21 protein-coding genes and 1 other annotated feature are annotated in these 16,799 nt (G+C 33.0%); of the genes, 3 read left to right on the plus strand and 18 right to left on the minus strand.

All coding sequences use genetic code 11. The features are described from left to right. The first annotated feature begins 23 nt into the window (after positions 1-23). Positions 24-1,328: an alpha-amylase family glycosyl hydrolase gene (locus NST66_RS11375; RefSeq protein ID WP_340843767.1), complete on the plus strand. Its 1,305-nt coding sequence runs from the start codon at positions 24-26 to the stop codon at positions 1,326-1,328. Positions 1,329-1,714: 386 nt separating this feature from the next. On the opposite strand, the gene NST66_RS11380 is transcribed toward NST66_RS11375, so the two are convergent. The 14 genes from NST66_RS11380 to NST66_RS11445 all read right to left on the minus strand — a co-directional run bounded on the left by NST66_RS11380 (position 1,715) and on the right by NST66_RS11445 (position 12,026). Continuing rightward, complete coding sequence (locus NST66_RS11380) at positions 1,715-3,283, minus strand: 2-isopropylmalate synthase (RefSeq protein WP_049164699.1); 1,569 nt, start codon at positions 3,281-3,283, stop codon at positions 1,715-1,717. Positions 3,284-3,340: 57 nt separating this feature from the next. After that, positions 3,341-3,584, minus strand: a binding site (T-box leader). A 454-nt stretch (positions 3,585-4,038) separates the two neighbouring features. Continuing rightward, complete coding sequence (locus NST66_RS11385) at positions 4,039-4,374, minus strand: hypothetical protein (protein WP_049164703.1); 336 nt, start codon at positions 4,372-4,374, stop codon at positions 4,039-4,041. Then, positions 4,374-4,529, minus strand: a complete 156-nt coding sequence (locus NST66_RS29280) for an EndoU domain-containing protein (RefSeq protein WP_098113182.1) — start codon at positions 4,527-4,529, stop codon at positions 4,374-4,376. Before NST66_RS29280 ends, NST66_RS11385 begins: the two co-directional genes overlap by 1 nt. A gap of 475 nt (positions 4,530-5,004) precedes the next feature. Further along, entirely contained in the window at positions 5,005-5,274 is a 270-nt protein-coding gene (locus tag NST66_RS11395) for a CPCC family cysteine-rich protein (protein ID WP_034266396.1), read from the minus strand. 379 nt (positions 5,275-5,653) lie between these two features. Then, a complete protein-coding gene (locus tag NST66_RS11400) occupies positions 5,654-6,211 on the minus strand; it encodes a DedA family protein (protein ID WP_049164711.1) in 558 nt (185 codons plus the stop codon). After that, positions 6,198-7,466: a sensor histidine kinase gene (locus NST66_RS11405; RefSeq protein WP_162200726.1), complete on the minus strand. Its 1,269-nt coding sequence runs from the start codon at positions 7,464-7,466 to the stop codon at positions 6,198-6,200. The genes NST66_RS11400 and NST66_RS11405 overlap by 14 nt, the downstream gene beginning before the upstream one ends. Positions 7,467-7,696: 230 nt before the next feature. Next, the gene (locus tag NST66_RS11410) at positions 7,697-8,383 is read right to left on the minus strand and encodes a response regulator transcription factor (RefSeq protein WP_033579080.1); all 687 of its coding nucleotides are present in this window, start codon (positions 8,381-8,383) and stop codon (positions 7,697-7,699) included. A gap of 56 nt (positions 8,384-8,439) precedes the next feature. After that, positions 8,440-8,997: a class I SAM-dependent methyltransferase gene (locus tag NST66_RS11415; RefSeq protein ID WP_049164718.1), complete on the minus strand. Its 558-nt coding sequence runs from the start codon at positions 8,995-8,997 to the stop codon at positions 8,440-8,442. Positions 8,998-9,237: 240 nt separating this feature from the next. Then, positions 9,238-9,705 carry a CDI toxin immunity protein gene (locus NST66_RS11420; RefSeq protein ID WP_049164723.1) on the minus strand — a complete coding sequence of 156 codons (468 nt, stop codon included), beginning with the start codon at positions 9,703-9,705 and terminating at the stop codon, positions 9,238-9,240. Between the two features lie 104 nt (positions 9,706-9,809). Then, the gene (locus tag NST66_RS11425) at positions 9,810-10,136 is read right to left on the minus strand and encodes a DUF6678 family protein (protein ID WP_049164726.1); all 327 of its coding nucleotides are present in this window, start codon (positions 10,134-10,136) and stop codon (positions 9,810-9,812) included. 49 nt (positions 10,137-10,185) lie between these two features. After that, complete coding sequence (locus NST66_RS11430; protein ID WP_049164730.1) at positions 10,186-10,533, minus strand: hypothetical protein; 348 nt, start codon at positions 10,531-10,533, stop codon at positions 10,186-10,188. Between the two features lie 47 nt (positions 10,534-10,580). Continuing rightward, positions 10,581-10,949: a hypothetical protein gene (locus NST66_RS11435; protein ID WP_049164733.1), complete on the minus strand. Its 369-nt coding sequence runs from the start codon at positions 10,947-10,949 to the stop codon at positions 10,581-10,583. 210 nt (positions 10,950-11,159) lie between these two features. After that, positions 11,160-11,576: a DUF7832 domain-containing protein gene (locus NST66_RS11440; RefSeq protein WP_049166365.1), complete on the minus strand. Its 417-nt coding sequence runs from the start codon at positions 11,574-11,576 to the stop codon at positions 11,160-11,162. A gap of 213 nt (positions 11,577-11,789) precedes the next feature. Further along, complete coding sequence (locus NST66_RS11445) at positions 11,790-12,026, minus strand: hypothetical protein (protein WP_049164736.1); 237 nt, start codon at positions 12,024-12,026, stop codon at positions 11,790-11,792. 187 nt (positions 12,027-12,213) lie between these two features. Between NST66_RS11445 and NST66_RS11450 the strand changes: the two genes are divergently transcribed. Both NST66_RS11450 and NST66_RS11455 read left to right on the plus strand, forming a co-directional pair. Beyond that, positions 12,214-13,053 (plus strand): leucine-rich repeat domain-containing protein, encoded by an 840-nt coding sequence (locus NST66_RS11450; RefSeq protein ID WP_049164740.1) that lies wholly within the window; start codon positions 12,214-12,216, stop codon positions 13,051-13,053. A gap of 113 nt (positions 13,054-13,166) precedes the next feature. Further along, positions 13,167-13,439 (plus strand): hypothetical protein, encoded by a 273-nt coding sequence (locus NST66_RS11455; RefSeq protein WP_049164742.1) that lies wholly within the window; start codon positions 13,167-13,169, stop codon positions 13,437-13,439. An 84-nt stretch (positions 13,440-13,523) separates the two neighbouring features. Here the strand turns inward: NST66_RS11455 and NST66_RS11460 are convergent, their stop codons facing one another. The 4 genes from NST66_RS11460 to NST66_RS11475 all read right to left on the minus strand — a co-directional run bounded on the left by NST66_RS11460 (position 13,524) and on the right by NST66_RS11475 (position 16,593). Further along, positions 13,524-13,934, minus strand: coding sequence for a hypothetical protein (locus NST66_RS11460; RefSeq protein ID WP_049164745.1), 411 nt, complete (start codon positions 13,932-13,934; stop codon positions 13,524-13,526). A gap of 459 nt (positions 13,935-14,393) precedes the next feature. Continuing rightward, complete coding sequence (locus NST66_RS11465) at positions 14,394-15,584, minus strand: FtsW/RodA/SpoVE family cell cycle protein (RefSeq protein WP_049164749.1); 1,191 nt, start codon at positions 15,582-15,584, stop codon at positions 14,394-14,396. A gap of 38 nt (positions 15,585-15,622) precedes the next feature. Next, on the minus strand, positions 15,623-15,877 hold the full coding sequence (locus NST66_RS11470; RefSeq protein WP_049164752.1) for a hypothetical protein: 255 nt from the start codon (positions 15,875-15,877) through the stop codon (positions 15,623-15,625). A 254-nt stretch (positions 15,878-16,131) separates the two neighbouring features. Further along, positions 16,132-16,593, minus strand: a complete 462-nt coding sequence (locus NST66_RS11475) for an AraC family transcriptional regulator (protein WP_049164756.1) — start codon at positions 16,591-16,593, stop codon at positions 16,132-16,134. Between the last annotated feature and the right edge of the window lie 206 nt (positions 16,594-16,799).

A 16,799-nucleotide genomic window follows, 5' to 3' on the forward strand; every position in this document is an offset into this window, starting at 1 on the left:
GGTTTTCTTGGTATATTAAAGGCATTTGGATGATGCCGGTCAACCCTTCTCCTAGCTATCATAAATATGATGTAACGGACTATTATAACATTGATCCTCAGTATGGAAATCTGCAAGATTTTCGCAAACTAATGAAAGAAGCAGATAAACGAGATGTAAAAGTTATTATGGACCTCGTTGTGAATCATACGAGCAGTGAACACCCTTGGTTTCAAGCTGCGTTAAAAGATAAAAACAGCAAGTACAGAGATTACTATATTTGGGCTGATAAAAATACCGATTTGAATGAAAAAGGATCTTGGGGACAACAAGTATGGCACAAAGCTCCAAACGGAGAGTATTTTTACGGAACGTTCTGGGAAGGAATGCCTGACTTAAATTACGATAACCCTGAAGTAAGAAAAGAAATGATTAACGTCGGAAAGTTTTGGCTAAAGCAAGGCGTTGACGGCTTCCGCTTAGATGCTGCCCTCCATATCTTTAAAGGTCAAACACCTGAAGGCGCTAAGAAAAATATTGTGTGGTGGAATGAATTTAGAGATGCGATGAAAAAAGAAAACCCGAACGTATATCTAACGGGTGAAGTATGGGATCAGCCGGAAGTGGTAGCTCCTTATTATCAATCGCTTGATTCCCTATTTAACTTTGATTTAGCAGGAAAAATTGTCAGCTCTGTAAAAGCAGGAAATGATCAAGGAATCGCCACTGCAGCAGCGGCAACGGATGAGCTGTTCAAATCATACAATCCAAATAAAATTGACGGCATTTTCTTAACCAACCATGACCAAAATCGCGTCATGAGTGAGCTGAGCGGCGATGTGAACAAAGCAAAATCAGCTGCTTCTATCTTACTTACGCTTCCTGGCAACCCGTATATTTATTACGGTGAAGAAATCGGCATGACTGGTGAAAAGCCTGATGAGTTAATCCGTGAACCGTTCCGCTGGTACGAAGGAAACGGACTTGGACAAACTAGTTGGGAAACACCTGTATACAATAAAGGCGGCAACGGCATGTCTGTAGAAGCACAAACCAAACAAAAGGACTCTTTGTTAAATCATTACCGTGAAATGATTCGCGTGCGTCAGCAGCACGAAGAGTTAGTAAAAGGAACGCTTCAATCTATTTCAGTAGACAGTAAAAAAGTTGTTGCTTATAGCCGTACGTATAAAGGCGACTCCATTAGTGTGTATCATAATATTTCAAATCAACCTGTAAAAGTATCTGTAGCAGCGAAAGGTAAATTGATTTTTGCTAGTGAAAAAGGTGCTAAAAAAGTCAAAAATCAGCTTGTGATTCCGGCGAATACAACGGTTTTGATAAAATAATTTAAAACACCCTTTACGTGATTACTTGGTAATTACCTAAAGGGTGTTTTATTCCTCCTATGCTACAACTGTCGTACTCGCTCATCCGCCCTGCCCTCTTTTAAAAATAGTTACATGATTGATATAAGGTCTGTTTAGTTAATAAATTAGACCTTTTTGGACAAGCAAAAAGCAATTTACCTTTATAGCCGATATGTCATATTCAATTTTAGTTAAAGTAATTCAGGTTCCCGCAATACAAAAACCTTAGAAATCCATAGATTCCTAAGGTTTTTATATTCATGTTTCTTTTCATTCGTCATAGTAGCCTAACTTAATATCCAGTAAATATTGACAAGTCCATACCTTAACAAACTAAGTACATTCCATTAAATATTACCTTTTATTTATTCAATCGGAAGTAAAGTATCAACCACGATACTGTTTACAGCATTGATATACGCAAATGCACTTGCTTTCATAACATCCGTATCTGTTGCCTTGGCAATATACTTTTCGTCTTTGTATTCCACTTGGATCTTTACTTTTCCCAATGCTTCCTTACCTCTTGATACACTGCTAATATTATATTCGATCAATTTAATATCTAAATCACTAATTTCTGTAATAGCTGAATACAAGGCATCAATCGGGCCAGAACCGACTGCACTACTTTTCAATATTTGATCACCCTTTTTAATCTTCACACTTGCAGACGGGAAATTTGTATTACTAATCACTTGCAAATCGATTAGTTCATAAAAATGATGACTATAGTGCATTATATCCTGATTATGAATATCATTTTTCGCATAATAATTCTCAACGATGACATATAAGTCATGATTATATACTTCTTTTTTTGCATCTGCCAATGCAAGGAAAGCTTCAAATATCCCTTCAAATTGCATGTTAGTCATCCCATTAAAGCCTAATGATTCAAGGGCATTTTTCACCGCATGACGTCCAGAACGGGCGGTTAAAACAAGTTCCATATCGTCTAAACCGACTTCAATTGGGCTAATGATTTCGTAAGCATCTCTTGCTTTTAATAAGCCGTCTTGATGTATACCTGAAGAATGAGCAAAAGCATTATCACCTGTAATAGCTTTGTTTACTTGTACATCTAATCCCATTAAACTACTTACCAATCTAGATGTATTCATGATTTCTTTTGTATTAATATTTGTGTACGCATTATAAACTGATGAGCGCGTATTAATTGCCATGACGACCTCTTCTAGTGCAGCATTGCCTGCACGCTCACCAATGCCATTTATCGTACACTCGACTTTATCTGCCCCATTTTTAATTGCAGCTAACGTATTCGCAGTTGCCATACCAAGATCATTATGACAATGGACACTTAAAAGCACTTTATCATTCAAATTTTTCAAGCGATTATTTATTTTAAAGATTAGTTCACCAAACTCTTCTGGCTCGGCATAGCCAACTGTATCGGGCACATTAATAATGGTAGCTCCTGCCTTTACAACAGCTTCAATCGTTGCCCATAAATATTCAAAATCGGAGCGAGACGCATCCTCCGTTGAATATTGTACGTCTGGTAGAAGTGTTTTTGCATATTTTACTGCATCAACACCAAGATCTAAAATTTGACTTTTCGATTTTCCAAACTTCTTCTCCACGTGAATGTCTGAAGCGCCTAAAACTATATGGATTAACGGTTTTTTAGCATATTTCACACTATTATAAACAGCATCAATATCAGCCTTTACTGCTCTTGCTAACGCTGTAATGATCGTTTCGTCTGTATTTCCTATTTTCATAGCAATTTCTTTCACAGCATTAAAATCACCAGCTGAAGATGAAGGAAAACCAGCTTCGATAATATCGACTTTCAGCTTCTTTAGTTGCTGTGCTACTTCTAGTTTTTCATACAGGTTCAGCTTAGCCCCCGGAACTTGCTCGCCATCTCTTAAAGTCGTATCAAACATCCAAATTTTTCTCGTCATTTCAGAAACACTCCTTTGTCATATTAATGTATAAAAAAAGCCCCGTCTCTATAAAAACATAGAGACGAGGCGTTGCTCGCGGTACCACTCTAATTGATCAATCATTACATAATTAACCCACTCATTTTCGGCAGCTATCACCACCTATCTTCATAACGGTAGAAAACCGACATCCCCTACTTATAATATTCAGGGAGTAGCTCTTGGATGAGTTCAAAGGCAATAACTACCGATTCTCACCAACCATCGGCTCTCTGACAAGTTTATATATCCTTCTACTATTTCCAATCTTTGCTTATCATTATTTGATTACATGCAATATTATATCTATCTACTCATTTTGTCAACGTAGTTTTTTGAATAAAAAAATAATTCTTAATATAAAAATAACTATTTCTTAAATCATTAGTTTGCACATAAACATCTACTACCTTTGAGTAGTGTTTAAATTATTTACTTAAAAATAATTTTGTCTATTACATACTTTGTAGAAAAAGTTCATATTTTTCTACAAACTATATAAAACGATTATAAAAGTTCTGTGCTAGATCAAAGGCGATTTTATATGGTTTTTAAACCTAAACTGACATTGAAAAACGTTCGTTAATTAAGTTTAATTTTCGTTCACAAAGATATTCTTTTTTCTATTCTGAGACCTAGCATGATGGTAACCAAAAAGGAGCCTTTATACGAGATTTCTTTTTTCTTCATCTCGTATAAAGGCTCCACCATACTTTTAAGTTAATTAATTTCTATTATGCGTATTTATTTCTAACAGCATCATCCCACATAAGCAGAATCTGTTTTAGCTCATCTGTTTCAATTAGACAATACGCCTTTTGACCTTCTTCAGCATATTCATTCACAATTTTTGTTACATCATATTTAATTTCTATAGTACAGGCATTTCCAGTTAATTCTTCATAAGAAGATTGCTTTGAAAGTACTTTATCAATTAAATCTAGCCATAATTTCGATCCATCTTCTTGTACATCACTTGATAATAAATCTATAACTAAAAAAATTTCATCAGGTACATTTATCATAAGCATTCCCTGGTTATCTTCATAGATTTGAACATTATATTTCATTACTGGTTCCCTCCTCTTTCTCTTATTGGAAAAGCAGTATTTATCTTTCCTTCTGAATTTATATACATCCTAATTGTTAAACCCTCAGAAGTCCTTCCTGCATATAAACCTGATTGACGGTTAATAATGCGTTTATTTTCATAAGCTTCGTTAATTGCATTAAGAACTTGAGCTCTGTTCCAATCCTTTGGAAAAAAGTAGAAACAGGTATTTTTTCAATACCATTCACAGAAACTTTTGCACGATAAATTCCTCTGCTGTCAGGAGGGTCTATTACCTCTACAATTTTCCCTCCGCCCATCATACTTTCGTGATGATAACCTACTGCTTTTTGGCGTCGGTTCACTTGTCTACTTTTACCTTTGAAAAATTAGTTACGGAATTTAGTTCATCAATCTCTAATATTCTTGCCTCATTTTTTCTAACCAAGTTAAAGCATATATTTTTAAAATGTTTTTCATCTATTTTATTCGGCTTCTTATCTATTGAATTATAAAAGCCAGTTATTCCATTAGGGAGGTTCATTAAGTCAATAACTCCTTTCGGGATGCTTAGATACGTATATTCTATATCTATAAGGCATTCAATTCTAGTTACCCTAACAGGTATTCTAGGAATAAGGAGGTGAAATTATAAAGGTTTCCATTGCGAATCTTTCATATCAAATTTATTTGGGCTTCTTACAAATTTTAAACTTTCCTTATCACAGGCTCCGTATTTTACAAAGTTTTGTTGTGCTTGTCTCAATGATATAACATTTGCTCCACCCTCAAAGTCAGGATCTTGAAATTGCACGCCATCATCTTCCCAAAAGCATATTTCACAAATATCAAAGGTATCTGGTGGTTCTTCATCTAGTGTTTTGTATCCGCAGCAAGGACACGTATAGTTACCATTCATAAACTAACTAACCTCGTTTCATAATCCTATATACGTAAGTCACCATAATGTGCGTTTTCGGAACACATCAAAAAAGAACCCTTGCGAAATTGGGGTTCTGATTAAAATTCCTTTTGTGTCGTATGCAGCATTTTGCAACCATATAGCTACTGAATTCTAATTAATGGTTATTGTAAGTTACTTTTAACATGTAATAATAAATTTATAAATTCCCAAATCGCTAATATCACGCCTAATATTAACAAAAATAAACAAATTGAAGAGAAAAGTTGTTGTATCAATTTCACATCACTTTGCTCCTTTAATTAGATAAGTCCCGTATCACTTAGATCTTTTATAAAACAAGTTTTTTCATGAGCAGTATGAAGTAGAAATAATATCACGACTCATTTTTATTTCTTCTCACCTTGTAGAAGATGAAGCATAAAAGGGGAATAGCGACTAATGGTAGTACGATAGACAAGTGTTGATGTAACCAAATTAACACTAATTCGATCCCAATTTTTTGGTTAAACTTATAAACCATAAAAGTCCAACCGCCCGAATATAGGGAAGATGCTAAAAAGTTAGCTAGCAAGTATTTTTTTATCGGAAACTTTAAAATTCCGGCTATATAATGAATAGGGTGTCGAACTCCAGGTACAAAAAAAGCTAACATAATCGCCCCAGCCCCAAAATGATCAAGTAGCTTTTCAGCTTTTTGTAACCATTTCTTCGCCATCCATTTTTCAATTAGAGGCACCTGTCTAAAGAATCTTCCTACTAGAAAGAACCATAGAAAAGCTATAAAGAGTGTAATCCAAGACGATACCCACACTACATAAGGGTTGATGCCCTTAGAAGCCCAGATACCGACTTGAGTTAGCATTAGAACATCATCAGAAATAGGCGTAAACATAATTTCTACTGCCAATCTAATTAGTTCATAAATCTTCATAAATGGTCTCTTTCTCCTTCGTATCTTGGTGCAAAGGCAACACAACATACATCGTTATCTTGTTTTGCTCGCTTTCTGCCCATATTTCGCCTTGATGAAGTTCAACAATTCGTTTGGCAATGGAAAGGCCAATTCCCGACCCTACGACTTTGCTAGAGCGTGCTTTATCCATTCGATAAAACTTATCAAACAGATGGCTTAATTCTTCAGAAGCAATTTGATCAGTTGTATTAGAAATACGTGCAATGACTTGTTTTTCGTTAGTATAGAGGACTATCTCAATATCTCCACTTTCATGACTGTATTTTTCAGCATTCGAAAGTAAATTATCGAAAACGCGAATCATTTTCTCAATATCTATGGAGATAAAAACAGCCTCATCAGGAATCTCTACTTTTACGGAAAGCCCACGATTTTCAAACATGGGAGTATACTCTCCTACAAGCTGATATAACACCCCACTTAAATCGACTTCTTGAAATTGCATATCTACGTCAGGTAGAGACAACTTCGTATATTCGAATAGTTCATCCAATAAATTTTTCAATTTGAATGAAATACCGTAGGTGGTTTGAATGTATTGCTCCAGCTCTTCACTATTTTTATACTGTTTATCTTTCAAGAGTGTTAGATATCCAATAATAGAGGTCAATGGAGTTCGTAAATCATGCGAGAGATTTGTAATTAATTCATTTTTGGCTTGTTCCACTTCACGTTCTTTTTCAAAACGTTGCCTCATTTGTTCGGTCATCCAATTGATGTTTTTAGCTAAGAATGACAGTTCATTTTTTCCTTTCACCGGAATTGAATACGTCCAGTCCTTGTTCACAATCCTGTTGATTCCCTCTTCAATCTGCTTAATGTACCGTGTAATAGGCCTTGTCCATAATAAAAACAAGACAAAAAAGATGAGCACACTACCTCCAAGTCCCATATAGACTTGATAAATATATCTATTCGGACTGAAAATAGGATCAAAAGAAGGTCCTTCAATAACGAGGTATCCGATATCACCTTGAAGGGAAAGGAGCGATATAAAAGAAGAATAATGTGTATTAAATGATTGATTACCCGTAGATTCAGCTGTAAGCTTTTGTTTGAGTAAATACTTTATATTGGTACTTTTTATTTTTTTGTTATTTGAATGAAAAAGAACGTCTCCTTTGGCATTTGCTACTAAGAACCCTAAGTTAGGATGAGCATCCGTTATAGGATTTAGCGTTGAAGCAATGTTATCTATATCATCTAAGCTCATGTGCTTCCCTTCGATTGAATGAGTGAGCTGAACAAGGAGCTTTCTAATAGTCTCTTCCTCTTTTTGTTGCTCTATTTGTTGGTTACGGATATCCCCAAATTGGGGATTTATGAAGATAAAAAGAAAAAAGCTAAGGATAGATACAATCAAGGAGATAATAAAAATAAGGAATAATTTTGTGTTCAAATTGACTGATGGTCGTCCAATTTTGTCTGCATTATTTCTCGTTTTCATGCTTTATAGCCTACGCCCCATACAGTCTGAATATAGATTGGCTTTTTAGGGTTCTCTTCTATTTTGTCTCTAATTTTTGTCATATGGACCATAATCGTATTATCCGACTTATAAAAAGGTTCTTTCCATACAGTTTCATAAATCTGTTGAATACTAAATACTTGTCCTTGATGCTGAAGTAATAAAGAGAGAATTTGAAATTCTTTAGGAGTTAAACGAACCTCTTGATCTCTTACAAACACTTCATTTGTTCTTCCGTCCACTTTTAAGTCTCCTTTTTCTAAGAAGTGGGAAGAAACCTCTCTTTCAGGCGCCATATAATATCGACGAAGTTGAGATTTTACACGCGCCATCAGTTCTAATGGGTTAAAAGGCTTCGTAACATAGTCTTCTGCTCCACTGGCTAGGCCGTGAATTTTATCCATGTCTTCTGATTTAGCCGATAAAAAGATAATAGGCATGTTATATTCCTCTCTAATTTTTAAGCACGCATCTATCCCATTCATCCCTGGCATCATCACATCTAGAATAATCAGGTCAATTTTTTGTTTTTTTAACATATCTATAGCTGTTGCAGCATTCGGTACATCTACTACTTGATATCCTTCATTTTTTAAATAAATGGACATAAGATTTCTGATTTCGTCTTCATCGTCGACAATAAGGATGGTTCTTTCTGACATGTTTCTTCACTCTTTCTATTCTTAAATTCAATATAAACTAGAGAACATGAGTAGGATTAGTTATTACATACGAATACATAAGCTGGTGGAACATTTCTATACACTTTTTCATACTGAATCGTAGTAAAAAAAGATTCAAAGAAAGAGCGTTTTACTTTCGAATATTGGAATGTAATGAACTTGCCTTCTGGTCCCAGCAAAGATCCTGTCTCATTTAAGATCTGTGTAGAAATAGTTCCTGGTAAGCTTGTAAAAGGCAATCCAGATACGATATAGTCTACTTTTTCAATGCCATATTGTTTTAAATAGTCACTTACATTCTCAGCAGAGTCATGAATAATGTACACATTCTCGATATGTCCATATTTCTTCTTTAATATGTTATAGAATGTTTCATTGGCTTCTATCGCTAAGAAAATGGTGTCTTTCCGTTTATTTTGAACAATTTCTTCTGTAAATACGCCTGTTCCTGGACCATATTCAATGATACACGTTATTTCCTCAAATGGTATAGGCCTCATCATTTTCTTAGCTAATGATTTAGAGCTAGGCATAATAGCTCCAACTGCACGCGGGTGTCTCATATATTCTTGAATGAAATGCATGGCATTCATGTATTTCTCCTCGTTTCTTCAGGTGATAGGTTATAAACAGTAGTTTAATGCTAAAATCTTAATACGATACGAGGAAAAACCTTAACAATTCTTAAGAAATACTTATGAAAAGATAACTTTTATAAAGAATCTGCAAATAAATGTTACATGCTGGTCTTAAGAAAGGGGTGCCGCTAGTTCTTTTCCTTTAAGAACTAACGGTACCCCTTTTTGATTTTATAACTGTTAACATAAAACGTGTTATCGGAAATTATTTAAGAAACCTATTCTCATTTCTCCGTCATGATAAATTTCTATTACGTATTTATTTTCTACATAAAGAACAGTGTCACTACCTACAGCTACAACATCGTCATATACGCTTAAGATGTTCTCAAAGTTTGTCTTTAGTACAGGAAAATTGTTTGTACTCCAATATATCTCAAGATCATCGTCATTTATTAAGCTTTTTACATCTTCTAAATAAGTAATTACGCAGTATTTATCAAATTTATCCCATTCTATCCTTCCGTAAAATGTGAATGGAATCTCTTTTTGAAACGAGTAATATCTTTCTTCACTTTTTTCAGGAGAATAAATAATAACGCCTTTACCTAAGGCATTTACACATTCTGAAAAAAGAGGCCCTTTATCTTCTTTTTTCTCTAATTCTTTTCTCTTTGCCAATAGAAACTCTAATCTTTTTTGTCGGTCTTGTTTTTTCATCATACAATACCTTTCTTCATATTCTTGTCTTATTTGGAGGTTAAAAAATAGTTAGTATGAGATGAGATTCTAGTTATCGTAACTGGGATTATAAGAACCATTAGCTATTATAAATAATCTATGGGATTACTGTTTTGAACGTAGCCATAAACTTTTATAACATCATCTTTTGTTTCTCCTGGTATGTTAATTGTTCTAAGTATATTTATCACCTGATCCTTCTCTTCTAAATTTTCGACCTTTATTTCTAACCACTCAATGTTTTTATAATTACCTTTGAAATGATAAAACCAATCTCCATCCCAATTACTTATATACTTAGTTTTGAAATTCTGTATTCTCCAAATTGTATTTATAGAACAATCGTTCATTGTATTTCTAATTTCTTGCCATTTAGTGTTATTCATTACTGATTGATATTCATAAGAACTCATGAAAAACTCCCCCTTAGTGGCCCTAAGTGCGTTATTGGTAGTAGGTGTGCTAAAACTTAATGTCTATCCACTTTCCATTTACGAATTCCTCATAAGTCCCCCATTGAGGATTACAAGTATTTATAGCTTTAATTCTTACTGGTTTAATAATATCTTCCTGACAATCCTTAGTTGGATTTGGTACATAAATCCAGGAAGCTATACTATCTTTTTCTTTTGAAAATTCCTTGCTAAAAAAGTCTTCAGCTTCTTGTAATGTTTCAAAACTATAGTCTATGATTGAAGGTACATCATCTGACGTATTATAAAGAAACATATTTACTTCATCTTTGATGTCCACTATCATAACTTTCTTAATGTCATTTATAGGCATATCTAATATTATGTATTTTCTCATTAAATCTCCTTACTAAAGGTGTATAGCTTATATATTTTATGTTCCTTCTAGGAATCTGAAACCTCTTTTAGCACAACTTTAAATTTGGGTCTAAATACTAAATCCATAATCATTATAAAACGGTCAATTCCTTGATCTATAAATAATCGAATTGCTTTATTTTCTTTATTATCATTCACGATTTCGACCTTTGTAACCGACTCGAGACTGTAGTAAAAGATTTCATCGTCTTCTAAATCCGTTACTAAAAGCGAGAAAGAATTATAGAATGGTGAGATTTTTACTTCAAACTTGTTTATTTCGTTCGCAAAGATAAAAGTGGACTCATTGTACAAAAAGTTCTCATTTTGGTCCTTTTTAAGTGGAATACATTCAAATAATGACATAAAGTCTAATTCTTCGGGACAATCTCGCATTTGTTTCCTCCTTGGTTGAAACTATCTATTTAAATAGATCCTTTTACATAGTATTAAAAAACAAAAATTCCTCATTTATTTTCCCATATACTTTAATACTCTTCAATTACCCTATGTATACTCCATACAAAGTTAGTTTACATAACGGGTATTATCGGAAATAAAAAGCCCTAAGAAAGTAAATTTTCTAGGGCTTTAAAACTTATAAAACTACTCGCTTTTCCATTCTTTAAAACGTTCATTAAGCTTGTTTTTTACGATATTATAGTTATCCAACGTATCATTTACTTCATAAACAGAGCTAACATCAGGAAATAGCTCTGCATAGTCTTCAAAATATGTTCCTGAATCATAATAATCTTTTGTAAAATCATTTCCTTCTTTACTTAACATGTCACTAGCTAGTACGCCATCCCAATTCATATATATTTCGGTTCCTGATACCTGACTTTGTTTAAACTTTGTTATTTCATTAGAAGACACTTCTTTAAACTCCTTGCTATACAAGTTGTTATCTATAATCCAACCTAAATACATTCCTGTATGTACAAATCCTTGATCTTCATCCAATCCTTCTGGAAAATCACCTTCATAATGCCATTCTGCTTTATCATAAGCCATCGTCATATATTCTCCTTCTTCTTTATCTTCCTCTGCTAGACTTGGTTCTTCATTCCCCTGAAAAATTAAAAAAACAAATATTATTAGTAATGTGCTTTTCAGTTTATGCAATCTATTTCTCCAATCTAATAAACTCTTGAAGATATTATATACCGATGAAATTTAAATGGATATACTTAACATAATGTGATTTCTAAAAACAAAAAAAGCTTGAACTGATTAGTCCAAGCTTTTTTTTATACGTCGGTAAAGGAAAAATCCTATTGCTGCTCCCAGTAAAGCTATAACCACACTAAAGCGAATTAGAGGAATAATAAAATCAATAAGATCTAAATATGTTGTTTCTGTTGTACTATCATCTACCGATACAACCTCTTTATATGGAACTATTAAAACCCCTAATGATACTCCTAAGATCAATCCATAGGAGAAACCTTTTTCTATAAATTTTAACAAGCAACTTGCCCCTTACTATTATGAATTTAATTACATACAATGAATATTTTAACTTAATTTTATAATGGATACTATATACAAATCTAGTCGCCATAATCAAGATTATCGGTACAAAAGCATATCTTACCTTTTGATTATATGCTTTAATAAATAATAATTAATACTTTACGTGCGAAAGTGAGAATATATGGACTTAGAAAAAGAACAAGTAGATTACGTATTTCATGATAATCAAAGGCCTGATATTACCTATGATCTAAAAAATACAGAAAGCTCAGTTACTAAGATATGGATTCAAGGAAACACTAAAAATCTTTCGAGGTTGAAAGAACTGTCTGAGATCAAAAAAATATGGATTGAGTTTGTTAACCAGAAGGAATTCAATAAAATTATTGATTTTATTAACCCTGAATCTCTCTATATTTATGATATGAGAGTGGAAGATTTATCTGGATTAGAAACTTTAACAAATGTAAAAATTCTTGGGTTAGAATCCAATACAAGAGCCTCAAAGCTATGGGATTTAAAAGCTAATCCATCATTAGAGTCTTTATTGATAAGGGGATTCACCAAGCTTACTGACATACAAAATTTAAAGTATGGATTAAATCTAAGGATATTGGAATTAGAGGGGAACAATTCAAATCAATTAAAGCTCGAGAATTTACAACCAATAAAGTACCTTCAAAATCTAAAGTACTTAGGCTTATCTAATATTAGAATATTAGATGAATCTTTAGAACCTATTTCATTTCTGAAAGGCTTAGAATTATTAGAAGTATCTAATCAATTTCCAACTGAAGAATTTGCAAAACTGTCTGTCTTATTACCCAATACACAATGTAATAAATTCAATCCATATTTTAGATTGACTTATCCAATTGATGAACTCGATATTATGGTAGTTGGTAAAAGAAAACCATTATTAAATTATAAAAGAGATAAAAAAAAGTTGGACAAATATAAGGAGAATTTTAAAAAGATACAAGAAGAATATTCTACTTACATCGAAAATGGAGACGAATAGAGTATATAAAACAAGTTACCATAATGTAGCTTACCGGAAACCTAATGAAATATATATAATAGCTAAATAAAGTTATAATAGACCATAAATATAAAATAAGGTGAGATGTATTAATGATTGACTTTATATCTGATTTCCTTTCAGGTGGGGTAGGATTCAGTACGGGTGTTTTAGATACAAGGAAAATTGATAGTAATATTAGGTTACTAAGGAAAAAAGAATGGTTCAAAAAGATTTATGAAAATAACCAATACTATTCACTACTTATCGGAAATAGAGAAGTCAGAGCTTACTTACAAAGTAATTTCCGTGTTAAAAGAATGATTCGTAATGAGAAATCTCAAGCAAAGTTCTTATTGCTCTTAAATAAAAAGTTGAAGATATAATTACTAAGACATAGAAGTTAACATAATCCAGATTATCGGTAGAAAAAAGAGTCCTTGTATAAGACTATACAAGGACTCTTTTTTTCAATCCCACCAAACTCCAAACACTTTATGATTAGGGTACAATTCCGGAGCAATAGGCGGTTTACCAAACATATAACCTTCTTCGATCTCGTCAGGTTCTAAGATTTCAACCCATTCCTCTACTTCTTTTAGATTAGCGTTCGATAGGATATATACTCTTTCCGAAAATGGCCAATATTCCTTGTCTTCAACTTCCATAATTTCAACAAGTACATCTTGTACATTTGGCTTATCTTTAATCTCAAGTAAAACAGAATAAAAAGTATCAATACCTGGATGCTCCATAAGGTTGCAACCAATAGAACCTTCGTCATCATTTCCCTCAAAAAACTCTTTGAGAGATACTAAAGGTGCAGTTTTTTCATCAGGATAGCCTTGTTCATATATTTTCTTTATCAAGTTATCTTTCATAGAATATCGCCACCTTTAAGCAATTATAACTATGAATATCATATACAATCTAAGTTTACATAACAACTCTTTCCGGAACACATCACCAAAAAGAACCCTTGGTAGGCAAGGGTTCAAGGCTTGTTGTTCGAACGGGATCATGCAGCTTTTTATACATTGTTGATTTATCAGGCTTTTCATTAGGAGGATCAACCACGCGGATGCATAAAAAGCGCACCTTTTATTCATATGCTAACCAGTTCAATTAATTGATTTTATATGCAAATATGATATATTAAGGGCCAGACTATTTTTACAAATTTCAACATAACCCTATTTTTGAGCAACCTCCTGTCCATTGCAGAGGTTGCTCTTTTATTTTGTTAACTATGTTAAAGTAACAATATCTTCGCTCTTAAAATATGTTATTCTTGAATAAAAAAAAGGCGTCTTATAAAATAAGACGCCTTTTTCCTCGGTTTAAACACTCTTTAACTTACGTTGTTTAACTAATTCACCCTTATGTTTTTCTTCGAACTTATTAAACATAGAGATATTAGTCAATACGCCCATAGATAACATTAATAATGTGAGAGAGGATCCACCATAACTCACGAACGGTAAAGTTACACCTGTAATAGGTAAGATACCAGTTACTGCTCCAAGATTCACGAATACTTGAATACCAATCATAACTGAAATACCTATAGCCATTAATGATCCAAAAGGTTCTTTGCACTTCTGTGCAATTCTTAGCCCTTTAATAACAATAAAAAATAATAAACCCAAGACGATAAGTACACCCCAAAAACCTAGTTCCTCTGCAATAACAGCCATGATAAAATCTGTATGAGATTCAGGTAGATAACCAGCTTTTTGTACACCCTGACCTAGACCTAGCCCCTGTAGCCCACCGGTTCCTATAGCCAGATAAGAATTAACAAGCTGATAACCATTGCCTTGCTGATTTTCGAATGGATGTAAGTATCCTGTAAAACGAGAGATACGTACAGGAGAGAAGACGGTGTCAATATGGCCAGTTACTAATAAAACAACAAGCATAACTCCTATGCCTACTACCCCTAACATTGCAATTTTTAACATTGATTTTCCAGAAATACCAGAACATAAGACAATGGCTGCAACGATTGCTAAAATAAGAAGAATCCCACCATAGTCAGGTTGCATAGCAATTAAAAAGCAAAGGAAAAAGACAATAAGAATAGGTGGAATAATTGCACGCTTTAAGTCATTTATATATTCCTGTTTATTTGTAAAAACAGCTGCTAAATAGACAATAATGACGAGTTTTGTTAATTCCAATGGCTGTATTCTAACTGGACCAAGTACAAGCCAACTTGTTGCATTTCCTGCCGTATGTCCAAATACAAGTACCAGAACTAACAGGGTAGTTATTCCTCCTAATGCAAGCATCAAGAATTTTTTTTCTTGGTACATCTTATAAGGAATAACGGCTGTAACGCAGAAAAAGAAAAGCCCTGCTAAAAGTGCAAACTTTTGTTTTTGATAAAAGTAATCACCCGTGAATCCATATCGAGCGATAGCTGTTACCATACTAGCACTGTAAACCATAATTAAACCAATAATACTTAAAACAACTAAGGCTATGATAAACTTATAGTCATAACACTTTAAAACCTTTTTAAACATAGAAAGATCCTCATTCCTTGCAATATAAAAATATGTTTTTAAAGAAAAACTCTCAATAAATTAAACAACCCAAAGGTTGAACTTGCTACTATAGCCATAGTACCTACTGTTTTGTTCCTTCCTGCTAAATAATAATGTAAACTATGTAAGATAAATGCAACTGAGACAACCATGATGACTGCCTTGTACCAAAAAGAACTATCTAAATACCACCCTAAACTCATAAAAATAAGTAGTAGTACTAAAGATATTGTTCTTATTCTACTTTCTGTGACAACTTCTACGTACTTCATATAACACTCCTACCGTCAAATAAAATTCCTATCATATGGTTAATTACCATGTATTAACCATAAATGTAAACGAAGTTATAATTATACCATAATGAATCCTTAAATAAGACAAAGTATATTAGCCAAGCATATAATAGTGGCTTTATGTATATGGTATTCGTTAGCAGTTAACATAGTGGGTGTTATGGATAGGAAAAGAGTCTAAAAATTGAAAGAAAATGGATTTTTAGACTCTATGGATAAAAAACTATCACTTATTGCTGCTTTAATATTATAGGTATACAGATATCACAATAATCAACGTCATCTTCTTCACCGTAATATCTTTCAAACGTTGGCCTAGAATCAACCAGGTAACCCTCGTTTAACAATTCAACAAAGATTAGATCCCAAGCTTTTTTAATTTCCTCTGCAGTATGCTTAACTCGATAAACCCCATATTGACCGCCTATTAGTCTATCTTCACTAACACTATTATCAATTTTATATTCGTTAGAAATGACAATAGCAGCATCATAGCGACAATTTTTAGGAGATGTTACTTCAGGATTATCTCGTGGAATACTTAAGATTATTGAATTTTTATTAAACAACCCTTTCTTTTTAGCCCAACTCTTTAATTTTTCCATTACTTTAACATTATGAGGGCCATATGGACCCACTTGTCTTAAATACGCAATCCGATAATTCGGTAAACGATCAATTTTAATGTTCATCTAATCTAACTCCTTTTTTATCAATATTGACTACAATGAAAAAGTTATCACGATTTAAAAATATAATCACCCAAAATTTTAAAATATTTTAAAATTTTACCAATAAATATCATGCCATCTATAAAACTAATTAATATATGGAAGAAAAAGAAACTACTAATTGTTTATTCTTTTCTTTTTTATAGAAAATTTAAGCCAAATGCCAA

This window comes from Priestia sp. FSL W8-0524 (assembly GCF_038005965.1).
GTDB classification, from domain to species: Bacteria; Bacillota; Bacilli; order Bacillales; family Bacillaceae_H; genus Priestia; species Priestia zanthoxyli.